Here is a 17,522-nt window from a genome sequence, read left to right as displayed (position 1 = left end):
ACCCTTTATAGTGCTTTTTTCTTCCTGGAGTTTGTCAGGCTGGCACTAAGAGAGCGGTTCTCAACGCAGGTCTTTCATGAAAACAACGTGCTTCTGGTAAGGGATTTCTATCTTTTCTTCGTCAAAGGTTTTCTTGATAAGGTAAAGTAAGTCGCGCTCTACTCCCCAGTGTTCTTTAGGGGCTACTTTGAGTATCACTCTTAAAATAACTGCTGAAGAATCGAGGCGGGCGATGCGGTGTATGGTGGGTTCTTCGAGGATTTTTGAGGGATTCGCTTCCCGGTACTGGCTGGCAATGTTTTGCAAGACCTGTATAGCTCGATCGACGTCTTCTTCGTAAGCGATACCTACCTCAACTATAGCTCGGGTGAAACCACGGTTGAAATTGGCAATCCTGGTAATCTCTCCGTTGGGAATAATCACCAAAGCCCCAGAAAAGGGTCTTATTCGGGTTACCCTCAGGCCGATGTCTTCAACAGTGCCAGTAAGGTCACCAATTTGAACGATATCGCCTACTGAAATGCTGTCTTCAATCAGCAGGAATACTCCGGTGAGAATGTCTTTGACCAGAGTTTGAGCACCAAAACCTATAGCTATGCCCACTACACCTGCTCCAGCAAGTATAGCTGCTGCATCCACTCCAAGCTGACGCAATACCAGTATCACGGCAAAAAATCCTATGACATACTTTGCCAAACTCTGCAGTAGTGGAGCTACTGTTTTCAGTCGGCGGTTCAGGTCTTGTTTTTTTTCAAATCTGCTGGTAATAATTAGAGTTCTTCTTATGGCGAACGAAGCAAACAGAATGGCCAGATATGAGCCACCACAGATGGCAGCGATGTTTATTATTTTTCTAAGTATGAAGGACAGACTCAGGCTCATGGTCTTTAGGCTGAAGGTTGATTTTTAGCTGGTATTTTTTGAAAATTTCTTCCCTGTATTCCTGCAGGGTACAGACCTCGATTTCTCTTCTTTTCAGACGTTCAATGGCGTATACCATGGCTTCTGCCCCAAAGAGAGTTGTAACATAGGGGATGTTTCTTATTACGGCTTCTTTACGGATGATGCTGCTTTCCTGCTGTGAACGACCCCCGGAGGGAGTGTTGATAATTAATTGTATTTCACGGTTTTTAATAAGGTCAACTATGTTGGGGCGCCCTTCTCCGACTTTTTTGACAGCTTCTACTTCCAATCCGTTATTGATCAGGACTTTTCGTGTTCCGGTTGTGGCTACAATTTTGAAGCCCAGGTCAGCAAGCCGTTTAGCAAGATATACGATACTTCTTTTGTCACGATTTTTCACGCTTATAAACACCTTGCCTTCAAGTGGTAAGTTGGCTTGAGCGCTTAACTGGGCTTTAGCATAAGCCATGCCGAAATCCCGGTCTATGCCCATGACTTCCCCTGTTGAGCGCATCTCAGGACCCAGGACTGGGTCCACGTTGGGGAATCTATTGAAAGGAAATACTGCCTCTTTGACAGCGAAGTAATGGGGTATTATTTCACTGGTAAGACCGATTTCGTCAAGTGTTCTGCCTACCATTATTTGGGAAGCAATTCTTGCAAATGGTACACCAGTTGCTTTGCTGATGAAGGGTATGGTACGCGAAGCACGGGGGTTTACCTCAAGCACATATATGGTATCGTCTTTAACGGCGTATTGAACGTTCATGAGGCCTACTACCTTGAGTTCTCGAGCCAGTGCATAGGTGTGTTGAGAAATCCTTTCAATAATTTCATCGCTCAGCGAAAAAGGTGGCACCACACAAGCACTGTCTCCAGAGTGAACCCCTGCTTCCTCTATGTGCTCCATTATTCCTGCAATGATAACTCTTTTACCGTCACTGATAGCATCAACATCAATTTCTATGGCATCTTCAAGATATTTGTCGATAAGCACCGGATGCCCTGCAGAAATCTCAACAGCTTGCTCTATGAATTCGCTGAGTTCTTCCTCGTTATATATTATTCGCATGGCTCTTCCACCCAGGACATAGGAAGGACGAACCATTACTGGATAGCCAATTGACCAGGCTACCTGTTTTGCTTCTTGGAAAGACGTGGCTATGCCGTTTTTTGGTTGTTCCAGCTTTAATCGCTCTATAAGCTGCTTGAAGCGGTCTCTGTCTTCTGCTATATCAATACCCTCAGAACTGGTGCCCAAAATGGTAACTCCTGCTTTTTCCAGGTCCTTAGCAAGGTTCAGTGGGGTTTGTCCTCCAAGCTGGAGAATGACCCCCAGAGGCTTTTCCTTTTCTATTATGTTGAGCACATCCTCAAGATAGAGAGGTTCAAAGTAAAGCTTATCAGAAGTATCATAGTCAGTACTCACGGTTTCCGGGTTGCTGTTAACCATTATAGTTTCTATACCCAGGTCTCTAAGTCCCCAGGTAGCATGCACACAACAGTAATCAAATTCGATTCCCTGTCCTATTCTGTTGGGCCCTGCTCCCAGAATTATTACTTTTTGGTTGGAACTGGGATTGGCTTCACATTCTTCGAGGTAGGTTGAGTAGTAATATGGAGTTTTTGCCTCAAATTCTGCAGCACAGGTGTCAACCTGTTTATATACGGGAAGGATGCCAAGATTTTTGCGAAATTCCCTCACTTCCCACTCGTTTGTTCCCCAGAGTTCAGCGAGTTGACGGTCTGAGAAGCCAAATTGTTTGGCTCTTAGCAAGAGATCGGGGTCAATTTTTTTCCAATCCTTTATTTTGCGCAGGTTTTCCTCCATATCCACTATTTCTTCGATCTGCTTTATGAACCAGGGGTCAATTCCTGAGTACGCATTGATTTCTTGGATGGAAAAGCCTTCTTTCAAGGCCATTTTGATATGGAAAATTCTTTCAGGATTGGGTTTTTGCAATTTCTCTCGTATGATTTCTTTCCGTTTTTCTGGAGGCAAGGAACTGAGTTTTGGAACATCTTCAAGCCCACATTTGCCAATTTCTAAGGAACGCAAGCCCTTTTGTAGTGCTTCTTTAAAATTACTGCCGATGGCCATGGTTTCTCCTACGCTTTTCATGGAAACTCCAAGAACAGGTTCTGTTTCTGGAAATTTCTCAAAAGTAAAACGAGGTATTTTGACTACACAGTAGTCAAGAGCCGGTTCAAAGCAGGCTGGCGTTTTCTGGGTTATGTCATTGGGAATTTCATCCAGGGTATAGCCAACAGCAAGTTTTGCAGCTATTTTGGCAATAGGAAATCCAGTGGCTTTTGAAGCAAGGGCTGAGCTCCTTGATACTCGGGGGTTCATTTCGATAATAACCATGCGGCCGGTACGGGGGTGTACAGCGAACTGAATGTTGCAACCTCCAGTGTCTACTCCAATTTCGCGAATGGCCCTTATGGCCATATCTCTCATATGCTGGTATTCGTAGTCGCTCAGGGTTTGTATAGGAGCTACGGTAATGCTATCTCCGGTGTGAACCCCCATGGGGTCAAAGTTCTCTATGGAACATATAATGACCACGTTGTCTTTTTTGTCCCGCATTACTTCCAATTCGAACTCTTTCCAGCCTATCACTGATTCTTCAATCAGTATTTCACTGTTCAAACTGCTTTCCAGAGCTCTGCGGGCTAATTCTTCAAATTCTTCTATGTTATACGCTATAGCGCCTCCTGTTCCGCCAAGGGTGAAACTGGGACGAATGACTAAGGGGAAGCCAATTTTTTGGGCAACTTCCATAGCTTCTTTGAGCGAGTAGGCGCGGTCGCTCTTCAGAACTTCAATACCGCAGCTTTGCATAGCTTCTTTAAAGAGTTCGCGATCTTCAGCCTTTTTAATCGCTTCCGGAGACGCTCCCAGTGTTTCTACTCCGTATTTTTGGAGCACCCCCCGCTCGGCAAGCTGGACGGTTATATTGAGCGCTGTCTGCCCACCAAGTGTTGGTAACAAAGCGTCGGGTCTTTCTCTCTCGATGATTTTCTCAACTACCTGAGGAGTTAGCGGCTCTATGTAAGTCTTATCGGCCATTTCCGGATCGGTCATTATGGTGGCTGGGTTACTGTTAACCAGAATTATCTGATATCCTTCGCTTTTAAGCGCTTTACAGCCCTGAGTGCCCGAATAATCAAACTCGCAGGCTTGTCCTATAATAATTGGTCCAGAACCTATAATCAGTATTTTATGGATATCGGTGCGTTTAGGCATGGCTTTCCTCCATAAGGCTCACAAAGTTGTCGAAAAGGTATGTGGTGTCGTGAGGCCCAGGGCCGGCTTCAGGATGGAACTGAACACTGAACAGAGGAAGTTTTTTATGTCTTATGCCCTCCAGGGTGTGGTCGTTGAGGTTAAGGTGCGTGATTTCTACATCTTCGCGAGGTAGTGAAGTAGGGTCTACTGCGAAACCGTGGTTCTGAGCGGTAACGGTAACTCGTTCGGTGAACAGGTCTTTGACGGGGTGGTTTCCTCCATGATGTCCAAACTTTAATTTGAAAGTATTTCCGCCAAGGGCAAGAGAAAGTATTTGATGTCCCAAGCATATTCCGAAAATGGGTACCTTGCCAATTAACTGTTGCGCACATTCCACAAGGTATGGTAGAGCTGCTGGGTCACCGGGTCCATTTGAAAAAAGAATCCCATCAGGTTTTGTGGCCAGAATTTCTTTGGCTGTGCTGAAAGCAGGATATACTTCCACCCTGCAACCCCTTTTAGCAAGTTCTCTCAGGATGTTGAATTTGACCCCACAATCGATAACTGCTACTTTGAAAGTGCCCTTCTCCTGCCAAAGATAAGGCTTACTGGTAGTAACTACCTTTACGAGATCCTGACCACTCATTTCAGGTAGAGAGCGGGCTTTGGCAACCAGTGCTTCCACATCGAGGTTATCTCCCAGTGCGATAAATCCGCGCATAGCTCCCTTTTCTCGTATATGTTTGGTGAGCGCTCTGGTATCTATTCTTTCTATACCCAGTATTCCGTGTTCCTCGAGATAAACTTCAAGGCTTTTCTCGGCTCGCCAGTTGCTGAAAATCGAGCTTTTTTCTCTTACGATAAGACCTTCTACCTGGGGTCGGGCCGACTCCACATCGCTGGAATTTACTCCGTAGTTACCTATAAGTGGATAGGTGAGAGTTACAATTTGCCCCTTGTATGAAGGGTCAGTGAGTATTTCTTGGTAGCCAGTCATGCTGGTATTGAAGACTACCTCTCCGCCTGCCTCTTTCAGGGCGCCAAAAGCGTAACCCCGAAAGATTCTTCCGTCTTCGAGAGCCAATAAGGCTTTCACTTTTTAACACCCTTGCAGTAATATATCATGTCTGTCAAGTAGCTTCAGGTATCGAATTTGGAAGTTCTTTGGGATGCCTGGAAACCCAGTTGTAATAAAGTGTAGCGGGTATAAAATAGTGCAGATATTTCCAGTTGCGCAGTACCCTTTTCCAGGCTAAAGGCCAGGAGTAAAATTTTCTAAACACTTCGTTGTACCCTTTCTGAAGTTCTTCGGCCGTCATTCTGGCGGGCTGGTATACTACATGTGCGAAATCATACTTGGACCAGTCGTAGGTAAAAATGCGGTTCTCGTTTTTGAGCTGGTAGAAAATTTCAGTACCCGGTAAAGGAGTAAGAATTGAAAATTGAGCAAAGTCGATTTTCGCATCTTCAATGAATTCCAGAGTTTTCTGGAAAACAGAAGTGTCATCTTCGTCAAACCCAAAGACAAAGGAACCAATTATCATGATGCCGTGTTGGTGAAATTTCTCGATTAATCTTTTATAATTCTTAACTTTGTTGAAACTTTTATGAGCATTCTTCAGGATCTCTTCATTGACAGATTCGATACCTACAAAAAGAGCGATACATCCGCTTTTCTGGGCGAGACTGATGAGTTCGTCATCGTCGGCGATGTTGAGAGTCCCCTGGCTGACCCACTTTTTCTTAAGCGGAATAAGTGCTCTGAAAAGTTCTTTGGAATAACGAGGATTGCTTACAATATTGTCATCGAGGAAACCGATTATACGTGTTTTATCCTGATATAAGCTGACCTCTTCGATAACGTTATCTATGTCCCGGTGGCGATATTTTCTCCCCATGAAGCGAGATACCGAGCAAAAGCTGCAGCCATGAGGGCAGCCACGAGTAGTTTGGAAGACGTACTTGAGAAGATACCGACATTTCAAAAGGTCCAGTCGGGAAGGAGGAAGTCGATAGATAGCTGGAAAGTCCTCTCTGGTGTATGTCTTTTTAAGTTCTCCCTTTTCCAGGTCTTCAAGGAGCTGTTCCCATAAGCCCTCGGCTTCACCGATTACTACGGCATCTGCGTGCTGTAAGGCTTCTTCCGGACAGGCACTGGGGTGCATACCTCCAAGCACCACTTTCGTGCCCTTTTCCCTGAAGCGGTCAGCTATTTGATACGCCCTTTGTGAAGTGGCGGTCATGGCGGTAATACCTACAAGGTCAAACTGTTCTTCAAAAGGCACATATTCAGCTCGTTCATCAACAATTACCACTTCATGTTGGGGCGGAGTTAGAGCTGCTAGTAGGGGAAGACTTGCTTGAGGGAAGGGAACTAACTTAACTTTTTTATGTTCGTTAGGTCCTGGTGCAACAAGAAGTATTTTCATTAAAGTACCATCACCCTTTTCTTTTTCGAATCTCTTGATATTATATACCACCCCAGGGGATTATGCTAAAATGCTTTTAGTGGGGTTTAACTCAATATGTCTGTTAAGTTTTTTGTTCTGCTAATTTTGCTTGGGTTGATTTTATGTTACGGTGTTGCCTGGCCTCAGGGTAGTTTGGTTCTGGTCGGTGAAATATCAGGGGTTATCAACCCTGTCTTGGCTGATTATCTGGAGAAACTTTTACAAGACGCCCTGCAATCTGAAGCCAAACTGGTGGTCTTGCTTATTGACACACCAGGAGGGCTTGAGGAATCAATGCGGAAGATGGTTAAGAGTATTCTGAATTCCCCTGTTCCAGTTGCGGCCTATGTTTATCCTCGGGGAGCCAGAGCTGCTTCGGCGGGTACGTTTTTGGTTTTAGCTGCTCACTATGCTTTTATGAGTGAAAACACCACTCTGGGGGCGGCACATCCGGTTACCGTGGAGGGGGAAGCAGTAGGCGAAAAAATAGTGAATGACACAGCAGCTTTTATAAAAACGCTTGCAGAAACCCGAGGACGCAATCCTGAAGTTGCCGAGAAAATGGTGAGAGAAAGCCTCTCTCTTGGAGAGAAAGAGGCATTATCTTCTGGTCTTATAGATGGCATTGCTGTTTCTTTGGAAGAAGTCGTGGAAAAGGTACTTTCTACTTTGAAAGAGGTAAAAATTGTTAGAGTGCCCCTGAGTGGAAGAGAAAGAATTTTACACGCACTTTTGAATCCCAGTCTTGCTTACCTCCTTCTTGTCTTGGGAGCTCTGGGCTTAATTTTTGAGCTCTCTAATCCTGGGGCAATTGTTCCCGGAGTTTTTGGCAGCATATGCCTTTTGCTGGCTTTTTACGCTTTTTCCGTACTTCCGGTCAATGTTGCTGGTGTAATCTTTATTTTGCTGGGATTTGCCTTTCTGGCTCTGGACCTCTGGGTTACCCCGGGCATTGGAGCATTGACCGTTGGTGGAGCTATTTCTCTTTTTCTGGGTTCACTAACACTTTTCGACGTCAGGAAAGTAGGGATCAGGTTGCCTCTGGAGTTAATAATATTTACGGTTTTGGGGATTTTGGCTTTCTTCGTTTTTGCGCTTTCCATGGCCCTGGTTGCAATGCGCAGAAAAGTCAGGACGGGAGAAGAAGCACTGAAAGGTAAGGAGGGAGTTGCCAGACAGGTGTTGAATCCCGAAGGCTTTGTTATTGTTGATGGGGAATTGTGGTGGGCAGAGTCTCCAGAGCCTGTAGCTCCTGGAGAAAAGGTAATGGTAGTTGGCAAGAAAGGGAATAGACTTCTGGTAAATAAAAAAAGGGAGGATGAGGGAAAATGATTTTTCTGGCATTCATTGTGTTGATTGTGATTATTTTTCTTTCCGCTGCTATCAAGGTGGTTAGAGAATATGAGCGAGGAGTCATATTCAGGTTAGGACGCCTGGTGGGAGCAAAAGGTCCGGGAATCTTTTTCATCATCCCGTTAATTGACCAGCTGGTGAAAGTTGATTTGCGAGTGATGACCATGGATGTTCCCAAGCAGGAGCTGATTACTCGGGACAACGTCCCGGTTACCGTGGACGCAGTGGTCTATTTTCGAGTCATGAATGCTGAAGACGCGGTTACTCAGGTGGAAAATTATGTTATGGCGACCTCTCTGATTTCTCAAACTACTTTAAGAAGTATTGTGGGGCAGTCAGAGCTTGATGAGCTCCTTACTCACCGTGATAAGATTAATGAGGCGTTACAAAAAATAATTGATGAGAAAACTGACCCCTGGGGAATAAAGGTTTCAGCTGTTGAAATCAAGGAAGTGGTACTTCCTGAAGAGTTAAAAAGAGCTATGGCTCGCCAAGCGGAAACGGAACGAGAACGCAGAGCGAAAATTATCAATGCCGAGGGAGAATACCAAGCATCAACAAAGCTGGCTGAGGCAGCCAAGATTATCTCTCAGAATCCTATTGCTATTCAGTTGCGCTATCTTCAGACACTTAGTGACATTGCTGCCGAAAACGCGACCACAGTTGTATTTCCTCTGCCTATGGAGATAGTCAGAGCTTTTAGTGTCCTGGCAGGAGATAGCGAGAAAAAAGATTAAGTTTTGAGTTCAGCTTTGATGATTTCTCCAAAATAGATGTGGTGAAAATCGCCCTGAGGGTAGTATTCCTGGATTATGTGCTGGGGAAAGGTAGCAGGATCTACTTTTGTTTCCTGGATTACCTGGCAAAACAATGCCCCTACACATTCTTCAATAGAAGGTACTGGAAAATCTTGGTGATGACGAGTGCTGAGTCCTGCTTTTTGGAATTTGTTTCCCTCTCGACCAGAAACGCTGCCACAAAGTTGAATAGCGCTGTACATGTCTTCAGTGGGAAGTGCAATGACGAAGAAAGGGTGTTCTTTCAGCTTTTCAAAGGTGAATCGTGAAGGGCGCACCAGCACAGTAGCCATGGGTCTTCCCCACACTCTCCCAGTTTGTGCCCAACCTATAGTCATAATGTTACTCTGCCCTTCCTTCCCCGTAATTAGAAATATGCCCCCTACTTTCTCTATTAAAGCTGGAATACGACAAGCAACTTCGGTCCAGTTAGCCTTTTTCCACAACCGAACCATCCCCTTTTATTTCCAATTTTTATCTATAATTATATCAGTTTTAAGCGTGAAGGCCTGTAGCTGGAGATGTTTGCAGAAAGTGTTCTTTATAGGATACAGCCTCGCTGGTTGTTTTGAAATCCTGTAGGTAACCTCTTGGGAGGCGCTTGACTTGCTGCTAATAAGACCTTTTGACCCCTGGAAAGGAGAGCTCTGCACCTGCCCTACCAAGTTTACCCTTAACCCCTATACGGGCTGTGAACATGCCTGCCTTTACTGCTATATAACCTCTTTTATACCGCAAGCTTTCCGGGTTAGAGAAAAGAAAGACCTTCTCAGGCGGGTGTATCGGGATTTACAAAGTTTTCCGAGGGGGAGCTACCTTACGTTGAGCAATTCTTCTGATCCTTACCCTTCCCTGGAAAGAGACCTCAAACTTACCCGGCAGATACTAAGCTGGTGTTCAGAGTTAGGGGTTCCGGTGCTTATACTCACCAAATCTTCTTTGGTTTGTAGAGATGCTGATGTGTTGTCTGCTATGCGTTCGGCGGTAAGTATAACCATAACGACACCCTGTGAAGAGGTGGCTCGTAAACTCGAACCTGGTGCGCCCTCGCCCCGGGAACGCAAGGAAGCGATTGTTAAGCTTGCCAGGTATGGCATTCCGGTTGTCTTACGCTTAGACCCTGTCATACCCGGAATTAACGATAATCCCGAGCAATGGAAACAGCTTATTGAAGAAGTCTCACCTTTCGTCGTGCAAGTGGTTTCTTCTACTTACAAGCTACGTCCTGATTCCTGGAAAAGGATCGTGCAGGTTTTTGATTCGGCAAAGCGCTACAGGGACGATTACTGTGAAAAACATGGTAACAGTTTGTATCTCCGCAGAGAGATTCGTGAACATATAATGGGTGCTCTCCGAGAGCTGGTTAAAAGCTACGGTTTGCCATTTTCGAGTTGTCGTGAGGGATTTGTAACCTGGAATGACCTAATTTGCGATGGCAGTTGTTTTCTAAACGTCCGGAGTCAATCAAAAAAGTCTTCTTGTAAGTAAATTTCTTCTTCCATGTTCGAGGAAGGAGGTGGAGGCTCTTCAGGTCGATCCACAATCGAAACCGTGAGCTCACTCATCAGGTCCAGGTCTTTAGGTGTTTCCAGCTCTCTCCCCTCTCGATCTTTGATTACTCTCACCACTGGGCGAATGGGAAGGCCTTCATTCAGCTTGATTACCACAGCAATCTCTCCAGTGGAAAGCTTCACCGTTTCTCCCACCGGATAAGGAGCTATATGCCTTACCATGGTGGTGACTACCTGAAGGTCAAACAGCCTACCCGCGTTGCCCATTAGGTATTCCAGAGCCTCTGAATAGGAGAAACGTTTACGGTAAGGCCGGTCAACGGTGAGTGCATCGTACACGTCTGCACAGGCACAAATTCGGGAAAGGAGATGAATTTCTTCTCCCGCAAGTCCGTAAGGATAACCACTCCCGTTCATTCTCTCGTGATGCTGAAGAGCAATAACCGAGGCCAAAAAGTCATACTCTGCGTGCTTTTGAATAATTTCTCTGCTCCACACGGGGTGCATGCGAATAATCTTGCGTTCTTCTTCGCTTAAAGGACCCTCTTTATAGAAGATTTCGGGTGGGAAGCGGATTTTCCCCACATCATGTAGGAGGGTTCCCAGAGCGAGCTTTTTGAGTTGAAGGTGACTCAAATTCTGGAATTTTCCAATCATCAGGCTGATCACTGTCACGTTTACTGAGTGGACGAATAGCGCGTCACTTTTGCTTCCCAACTGCACCAGGTAGAAGATGACTCCTGGATAGTCAAGTACTTCTTCTATGAGTTCCTGGATTACACTTTGAATTTTCTGATAGCTGTTTAATTCTCCTCTCTGGAGCTTTTTCACAGATTCGTGAAGAATCCTTTGTACCTTTCTTTTGGTTTCCAGAGTAACAGGTTCCTCCACTTTAATGTCTTCAAAAAGTTCATGCTCAATAAACACGGACTCAAATCCCAGCTCAAAGAGTCTTCGAATGTAGTTTTCGGTAAGTACCACGCCTTTGTTAAGGAGAATGGAGCCGTCTTCACGAAATACTGGATAGGCTATTTTCATGCCGGGGCGCAAGTCTTCAACCCTGACTCGGATCATGAGTGATTGCTTCCTCCCAGAGTCTGGTTTCGTCGAGGGTGGCTTTTGAGCTCGCTTCTACAGATTCCACAATCGAAACCGTGAGCTCACTCATCAGGTCCAGGTCTTTAGGTGTTTCCAGCTCTCTCCCCTCTCGATCTTTGATTACTCTCACCACTGGGCGAATGGGAAGGCCTTCGTTCAGCTTGATTACCACAGCAATCTCTCCAGTGGAAAGCTTCACCGTTTCTCCCACCGGATAAGGAGCTATATGCCTTACCATGGTGGTGACTACCTGAAGGTCAAACAGCCTACCTGCGTTGCCCATTAGGTATTCCAGAGCCTCTGAATAGGAGAAACGTTTACGGTAAGGCCGGTCAACGGTGAGTGCATCGTACACGTCTGCACAGGCACAAATTCGGGAAAGGAGATGAATTTCTTCTCCCGCAAGTCCGTAAGGATAACCACTCCCGTTCATTCTCTCGTGATGCTGAAGGGCAATTTTTATAGCTGTGGCGTTTTCTGGGATTCTCTCCAGCATGAGTTCGGCTGCCCAACCTGGATGTTGCTTAATTATTTCCCAATCTTCGGCATCCAGTTTCCCCGGTTTGTTAAGGATTTCGAGAGGCACTTTGATTTTACCCAAGTCGTGCATCAGGCTACCCAGTGCCAAGGTATGCAGGGTTTCAGCGGGTAGCTTAAAAAATTTACCTATGAAGGCCGAAAGAGTGGCCACATTTACAGAGTGAGCAAAGACTGAATCATCGTGTTTGCGCAATTGCACCAGGCTGATGACTGATTTTCTGGAGCTGAGAACCTCTTCTATTATCGAATTGACAGCTTCCTTCAAGGGCTGGATGGATTTTTCTTTACCCTTAATAACTTTATAAAAGGTTTCGTGTACTGTTTGCAAAACTTTTCGCTTGGTTTCTTGAGATAGTATTTCCTCGGGATCTACATTTTTAAACCGTTCATCCTTTATATATATGTAATCAAAGTTCAGTTCTTTAAGTTTGTTGATTAACTTCTCAGTGAGTACGATATCCTCTTTGACCAGTATCACACCGTTTTCGTGGAGAATGGGGTAGGCGGTGACCATCCCGGGTCGAAGCCTGCTGACGTGTATTTTAAGCATCTTTTCCTCCTTGTACAGTCAGTAAATTTTCTGTGTTTTCCGTTCAATATGGTTGCTTTAGAAAGCCGTTTTTATTATACTCGCAAAAAAAGATGAAGGTAAAGCCTTGAGCGGAAAAAAGGGGACTTCTTTGAGAGAGTTAAGAATTCCAGTATATTGTGTTCCTACTCTCGGCTGGAACTGGTATCATGAAGGATCCTGGATGGCTCATACTGGTCTCCGGGTAACCGACCTGGGATTTAAAGCAAAAAAAATGAAGCCCCCGCTTTTTATTTCTTTTGAGCTCTACACGCCTCCGGTTTCACACCCTCTTTCTGAGGGAGAGATGGAAGAAATTGTAACCACCTTTGAAGAAACTGTTCACGGATATCTTATGCAACTCAAGTTTTATGAATCTCTGGCTCGTAATTATCGTTATATGTTTTCTCTTTGCTTGCTCGCCTACATTATAGGCCTTTTCAGTGTCAATACCTGGTGGTTTATATGGTTTCGGCAACCCTACCTGGCTCTGGCGGGTCTGGATAACTGGTTCAAGCGGCGCAGGGCGAAAGTACTGGAAAAGGGAGTCAGGTTTCGGGTTGTGATGGGAAAAGACCCGCGAAGAAAAAGATTGCTGGATGAAATCTACAATCAGTTTGGAAAGTTTAAACAGCTTTCCAAGAGTGATTTTGCAGAAATTGTGGCCTATTTGCGCAGGAAACAGAGAACAGAGCCTTTGTGCTGGGAATTAATCAGGGTTTTTGAGGATATTTTGGAGATGGAAAAGGAAGATAGTTTTGTGCTTCAGAGGGTGGCTTACACGTTCTCAAAGAAGCTTTCCCGGTTTTTTCTCGGAGATTTGCTATTGATTCCTCAATTGCTACCTCCGAGACTTCTTTGCAATATAAGAGACCTCAATTTTGATATCTCTTTTCTGATAGGTGAAGGCAGTGCCCAGGATCAATCTTTACAGAGTGTTCAATAAATCTGATTATACGCTTGTTTCTCCTCGTAATCCGTTTTTTATCGAGGAGCGATTGAGCCGTTACTGGAGAATATCCGAAGGTGAAAGGCTGGAAATTGTTCTTCAAGTAGGTGAAAAAAACGAGGTTAAAAACCTTTTTGCTACCCCTTCTTTGCTTGAGGTTGTTTCCCAGGAAGAGGGGGTGGAAGTCAGGCCTTCTCAGGAACAGAGAGAAGTTTTGGAATATCTTAAAAAGGGATTTTTTGATACCTTCCTCAAAGAGGATACTTTCATTCTTGAAGAGGAAAAAAATCGTAATATTTTCTACCATTTCAAGCGCTTTCGCCCTGGAGGTTTTTATGGAGTGCTCCATAGGTTGTTTCCCATTGTTTTCATCATGCATGGCATTCCTGGTTTTCAACCTATGACTTGGGATATGCTGGTGGGTGATCCTTATTTTGAAGAGAAGAATTTGGAGGAACTAAAGAAGCATTATGCTCGTTTGCAATGGGGTATAGATGAAGCCTTTTCTGAGGTTAAACTCAAGGTGGTCGAGAATTTAGCGCTGGCTGCATTGAACAGATTGGTTGCTGAGAACCCTGAAGACGGGTTTGTAAAGGCATATCACCTTTGTTCCAGACTGGGTCTGGGCTTCCTTCGAGACTTCTACTGGCCAGCTACTCAGGCAACGGAACAAAGCGAGTGGGTCAGATTTATGAAACCCCCGATGCCTCTTTTTCCCTGGAGAAAGGATGGCGACAAGTCTTGAACGGCAGGGTAATTGCTGATTGTCCTGACCAGGAGTTGATCAGTTACAGTTCCGCTCTGGAATATTTAAACTGGTTGGATTTTGAATATCCTCAGCTTCTTGAGAAAATTCAGCAAAGACTGAATGAGCTCGAGTGGCCTTCTAATTTGGTCGTTAGGATATCGTTTGTCGAAGAAGTTAATGGACCGTTTGTGACTCCTCTGGGTAACAGAATACCGGTTCTGGAAATTGGCAATCCTTCTCCTGGGAGCAAGCGCCTGGTATTCGAAGCAACCTGCCACGGTGGAGAGAGGCTCCACTCGGCCACTCTTTTGGCTGCCTTCTTTTCGCTGGTGCAAAATGCTTGGAGGCTGCAAGCGCTTTTAGAATCGAGTTTCATTGGTTTTTTACCAATTGTTGATCCTGATGGCTGGGTTAAAGAGACTCGTGCCTATGTCGACAGAAGTGGAGAGGAGATTCATAACCCGGTAGTTGTAAATTTGAGGCATATCAGAAACATGTTTGGGTGGGAAGATGCTAATGCGGCTTTTGGAAGAAAACTGGAATCCATTCGCAGTCGTCGAGCTAAGGCAGTTCAGCAATATGTTTTAAAAAGATTCAATCCTCTTCGGGTTTTTTCGAGCCTTCACGAAACGGTAATGCTGGGAAGTGAGTTGTTTTACAAGAATGCTGGAGTTATGATTTTGCTTCACGATTATTTTACTCAGGAAGAAAAGGATTTGCTTGCCCGATTGCGTTATCCTCTGGGTATGTTTCAGAGAAGCGAGCTCTTTCTGAGAAAGAGATTCAGCTTTCGTTTTCCAAAGTATCGGGAGGAGTTTTTGTCTCACCATCCATTTTTCGCAAAAGCTCTTTCCATCAGGAATTTTATTAAAAAGCAGGGGTTGACCATTTTCCAGGATAAATTTGAAGCAGCCTTGAAAGAATTACCCTTCTATGTGGAGAGGGATTTGCCTCTTGCTGAAGGCATTTATCTGCCTGGGCCCTTCTTCTGGAAAACTGGCATCACACTTGCCCCAGACTTTTTTCAAAAAATGACTGGATGTTGTGGAAGAACCATTGAGACTTTTACCCAGTCCCGTGAAACTCGATTAATGCAGGGATTGGCTTTTGTCGATGCTACTCTCAGGGTAGAAGTAAGAGGTGAGCACTTTTAATGCCCTACCGATTTTTATTTTTGGAGATACCCAACCCTCTTAGTCCTGATCAACGAATGCTGATTGGTTCCAGAGACAAATTCAGGAGTTATCTTGAACACTTAGCTTATCAGGCTTCCGGCAGGCGTTTTGATGTACCTTTATTACGAATTGATGTGCAGAGTGCTTTTAGCACTGAAGGTGATACAAAAGAGATTTTTGGGACTTTTATAAAAAACTGTTTTAACACCTGGCGAAAGCGACTTCTTAATCTTCTTTATCAGGATTATTTTTATTTAGTACTTTTTGCAGTTTTTGCTTATGTGATGTGGAATGTAGGTTTTATAGCGAAAGGGGTGGACTTTCTCTTTACTCTGGGTGGTGATTACCTCAATCCTTACGCTCACACTGTTTTGGTGCTTTCACCGATCATTTATGCGGTTTATCAAAAGTTGTTGTCAGGAAACACTGTTTTTAAGAAACGAAGAGGGATTGTCTGGTTGCAAAAAATGGAAGTCTTGTTTGAAGAACCTCTCTGGGAAAGGGTTAGAAGAAAGGCGAGCAATATGGTTGCCTTTACGGATAATAGTTTGTTGAAGAAAAGATTGAAAGAGCTTTGCTTACTGCTTAAGGCAAAAGACTGCCAGGCAGTAGCAAAGTGGTTAAGCGATTTTGAAAATACAGCGAGAAATACTACCTTGTCCTGGCCTGAAAAAGAGTTGTTGGAAGATTTTAGCAGTGAGTTGATTTTCCTCACCAGAAACAACTTTATGTCTTATGAAACCCGTTGGGAATCCTCTTCGCCACTACTTGAGTTTTATGTTTCGGAAGATTACAGGAAGTGGCAAGCACAGCTTGCAGTTCTGGGAAAACGCCTGGAAGAGGCCCCCAGTGCTTTCCTTTACCAGCAAATGGCGGATTTGTTTTGGGAGATGAAAGGTAAAATTCATCTCCAATTGGTTGAACATCTCCCGGAGGAGATTTTTGCAGCGTTGGTCGACTACTACCATCGTCTCTATCTTTTCTTCGCTCGTTTATCTCGTTACAAAGGAGAGCTGAAAAGATTTTCGGCAGGTCGCTGGAGAGAATTTTTGAGTAATCCAGATCAGGAACCCTTGCTGGGCAAAAATGTGGCTCTCAAGAGTTTTGCAGTCATTGCTTTTGTACTGTGCATATTCTGTTTACATCTGGTTGGCGAAAAGGATTTCCTTGTTGTGGAGCGACTTTCTCCAGGTTTCAAATCAACTCTGGGAAGAGAGGTAACAATTGTTGATGATGGAATAAAAGTAGGAAACTTGAAATTACTGTTGAGTCCGCCTCGTCCCTTTGCCTTTACCTACCGAAGGACTTCTGAGGTTCAAAAAGTTGGTGCCTTGCTCATTTTGAAAGAGGTAGAACCTGTCTTGGGCGAAGGATTTTGGGATAAGCTGAAGTACTGGTGGGAGAGAACGATGGCCTTTTTCAAGCAAGGATATGGTACTGATTTTGTAGTTCTCAAATTCAATTGCTCCGTGCAGATTTCGAAACCAGAACTCTGGAAAGGATATGATTTCGATGGCAAAGGCATGGATCGTCTCGCCAGGGATCTTGAGGTTAGCCTTTCGTCAGTATACGAGCGTGTCATGAGTGATTTGAGAATGAATTTGCTTAGTCAAAGCAGTACTGAAGAGATTGAAAAATATCTGCAGGTAATTTTTGAAAGACCTTCTTTCAAAGAATGGATTCGGAGGTTACTTTATCCTTCACCTCTTGATACCTATCGTGTGGGGTCCATTTATGATATGTATCTAACTGGTTTGGAGTGGTTGCGAAGACATCCTCGCATGGAACAGGAGACAGAATGGCGCGATTTTGTGGAACACGAGATGGAAGTAGTACGAGAGAATTTGCAAAGGGAACATACTCAGCTCATTGCTTCTCCCCAGAAAGTTCGAGGCTTAATCACCAGCCCCAGCCTGGAGAAGTTTATTGAATATCCTGGTCTTTATCAGACTCTGTTTTATCTTGCGGTTAATGAGATTGTGAACAACCGTGTTGTGGAAGAATTAAACCTTGAAAGAAGCGAATTGCGACAAAAGCTGGAAGAAGAAGCGTTAAACTATTTGCAAGACAAAGACGTTTTTTTGCATCAAATAGGTGTTCAGGTAAATTCAGTCAAGGTTAGTCTGGAAAGGGTTTCTTACCTGAGATACATGCGCCTGTTGCAGAGGCGGCAGAATCTTATTTAAGAGGGATTGGTC

The 17,522-nt window shown here is 44.5% G+C and carries 14 protein-coding genes; 7 read left to right on the top strand and 7 right to left on the bottom strand.

Annotation, left to right across the window (positions count from 1 at the left end; translation table 11 throughout):
- Positions 1-60: 60 nt before the first annotated feature.
- From QBE54_RS05335 to QBE54_RS05320, 4 genes are read right to left on the bottom strand one after another with little or no spacing between them, the layout of a single operon-like run.
- Positions 61-882: a mechanosensitive ion channel family protein gene (locus QBE54_RS05335; protein WP_369019301.1), complete on the bottom strand. Its 822-nt coding sequence runs from the start codon at positions 880-882 to the stop codon at positions 61-63.
- Positions 854-4,153, bottom strand: coding sequence for a carbamoyl-phosphate synthase large subunit (gene carB / locus QBE54_RS05330; protein ID WP_369019300.1), 3,300 nt, complete (start codon positions 4,151-4,153; stop codon positions 854-856). Before carB ends, QBE54_RS05335 begins: the two co-directional genes overlap by 29 nt.
- A complete protein-coding gene (carA, locus tag QBE54_RS05325; RefSeq protein WP_369019299.1) occupies positions 4,146-5,231 on the bottom strand; it encodes a glutamine-hydrolyzing carbamoyl-phosphate synthase small subunit in 1,086 nt (361 codons plus the stop codon). Before carA ends, carB begins: the two co-directional genes overlap by 8 nt.
- A gap of 34 nt (positions 5,232-5,265) precedes the next feature.
- Entirely contained in the window at positions 5,266-6,564 is a 1,299-nt protein-coding gene (locus QBE54_RS05320; protein WP_369019298.1) for a radical SAM protein, read from the bottom strand.
- A 126-nt stretch (positions 6,565-6,690) separates the two neighbouring features.
- On the opposite strand from QBE54_RS05320, the gene QBE54_RS05315 reads away from it, so the two are divergent.
- Together QBE54_RS05315 and QBE54_RS05310 are read left to right on the top strand one after the other, a co-directional pair.
- Complete coding sequence (locus QBE54_RS05315; protein WP_369019297.1) at positions 6,691-7,917, top strand: nodulation protein NfeD; 1,227 nt, start codon at positions 6,691-6,693, stop codon at positions 7,915-7,917.
- Positions 7,914-8,675 carry a slipin family protein gene (locus tag QBE54_RS05310; RefSeq protein ID WP_369019296.1) on the top strand — a complete coding sequence of 254 codons (762 nt, stop codon included), beginning with the start codon at positions 7,914-7,916 and terminating at the stop codon, positions 8,673-8,675. Before QBE54_RS05315 ends, QBE54_RS05310 begins: the two co-directional genes overlap by 4 nt.
- On the opposite strand, the gene QBE54_RS05305 is transcribed toward QBE54_RS05310, so the two are convergent.
- On the bottom strand, positions 8,672-9,181 hold the full coding sequence (locus tag QBE54_RS05305) for a flavin reductase family protein (RefSeq protein WP_369019295.1): 510 nt from the start codon (positions 9,179-9,181) through the stop codon (positions 8,672-8,674). The genes QBE54_RS05310 and QBE54_RS05305 overlap by 4 nt on opposite strands.
- A gap of 160 nt (positions 9,182-9,341) precedes the next feature.
- On the opposite strand from QBE54_RS05305, the gene QBE54_RS05300 reads away from it, so the two are divergent.
- Positions 9,342-10,223 (top strand): radical SAM protein, encoded by an 882-nt coding sequence (locus tag QBE54_RS05300; RefSeq protein WP_369019294.1) that lies wholly within the window; start codon positions 9,342-9,344, stop codon positions 10,221-10,223.
- Here QBE54_RS05300 and QBE54_RS05295 read toward each other — a convergent pair.
- Together QBE54_RS05295 and QBE54_RS05290 are read right to left on the bottom strand one after the other, a co-directional pair.
- On the bottom strand, positions 10,196-11,320 hold the full coding sequence (locus QBE54_RS05295) for an HD-GYP domain-containing protein (RefSeq protein ID WP_369019293.1): 1,125 nt from the start codon (positions 11,318-11,320) through the stop codon (positions 10,196-10,198). The genes QBE54_RS05300 and QBE54_RS05295 overlap by 28 nt on opposite strands.
- Positions 11,301-12,434, bottom strand: a complete 1,134-nt coding sequence (locus QBE54_RS05290) for an HD-GYP domain-containing protein (RefSeq protein ID WP_369019292.1) — start codon at positions 12,432-12,434, stop codon at positions 11,301-11,303. Before QBE54_RS05290 ends, QBE54_RS05295 begins: the two co-directional genes overlap by 20 nt.
- A gap of 106 nt (positions 12,435-12,540) precedes the next feature.
- Between QBE54_RS05290 and QBE54_RS05285 the strand changes: the two genes are divergently transcribed.
- Genes QBE54_RS05285 through QBE54_RS05270 form a run of 4 tightly spaced genes read left to right on the top strand, consistent with a single transcriptional unit; the run spans position 12,541 to position 17,510 of the window.
- Positions 12,541-13,398 carry a hypothetical protein gene (locus QBE54_RS05285; RefSeq protein WP_369019291.1) on the top strand — a complete coding sequence of 286 codons (858 nt, stop codon included), beginning with the start codon at positions 12,541-12,543 and terminating at the stop codon, positions 13,396-13,398.
- Positions 13,388-14,146, top strand: coding sequence for a hypothetical protein (locus QBE54_RS05280; protein ID WP_369019290.1), 759 nt, complete (start codon positions 13,388-13,390; stop codon positions 14,144-14,146). Before QBE54_RS05285 ends, QBE54_RS05280 begins: the two co-directional genes overlap by 11 nt.
- Positions 14,143-15,303, top strand: coding sequence for a M14 family zinc carboxypeptidase (locus QBE54_RS05275; protein ID WP_369019289.1), 1,161 nt, complete (start codon positions 14,143-14,145; stop codon positions 15,301-15,303). The genes QBE54_RS05280 and QBE54_RS05275 overlap by 4 nt, the downstream gene beginning before the upstream one ends.
- The gene (locus tag QBE54_RS05270) at positions 15,303-17,510 is read left to right on the top strand and encodes a hypothetical protein (RefSeq protein ID WP_369019288.1); all 2,208 of its coding nucleotides are present in this window, start codon (positions 15,303-15,305) and stop codon (positions 17,508-17,510) included. The genes QBE54_RS05275 and QBE54_RS05270 overlap by 1 nt, the downstream gene beginning before the upstream one ends.
- The last annotated feature ends 12 nt before the right edge of the window (positions 17,511-17,522 follow it).

It is taken from the genome of Thermatribacter velox (assembly GCF_038396615.1).
GTDB lineage: Bacteria > Atribacterota > Atribacteria > Atribacterales > Thermatribacteraceae > Thermatribacter > Thermatribacter velox.
The sequence above is the reverse complement of the archived record's forward strand: the minus strand, read 5'-3'. Positions and strand labels throughout refer to the sequence as shown.

Excerpts from the sequence above, each read along its gene's own strand:
- QBE54_RS05335 (WP_369019301.1), bottom strand. The coding sequence starts at position 882 with ATGAGCCTGAGTCTGTCCTTCATACTTAGAAAAATAATAAACATCGCT.
- carB (WP_369019300.1), bottom strand. The coding sequence starts at position 4,153 with ATGCCTAAACGCACCGATATCCATAAAATACTGATTATAGGTTCTGGA.
- QBE54_RS05320 (WP_369019298.1), bottom strand. The coding sequence starts at position 6,564 with ATGAAAATACTTCTTGTTGCACCAGGACCTAACGAACATAAAAAAGTT.
- QBE54_RS05310 (WP_369019296.1), top strand. The coding sequence starts at position 7,914 with ATGATTTTTCTGGCATTCATTGTGTTGATTGTGATTATTTTTCTTTCC.
- QBE54_RS05295 (WP_369019293.1), bottom strand. The coding sequence starts at position 11,320 with ATGATCCGAGTCAGGGTTGAAGACTTGCGCCCCGGCATGAAAATAGCC.
- QBE54_RS05290 (WP_369019292.1), bottom strand. The coding sequence starts at position 12,434 with ATGCTTAAAATACACGTCAGCAGGCTTCGACCCGGGATGGTCACCGCC.
- QBE54_RS05270 (WP_369019288.1), top strand. The coding sequence starts at position 15,303 with ATGCCCTACCGATTTTTATTTTTGGAGATACCCAACCCTCTTAGTCCT.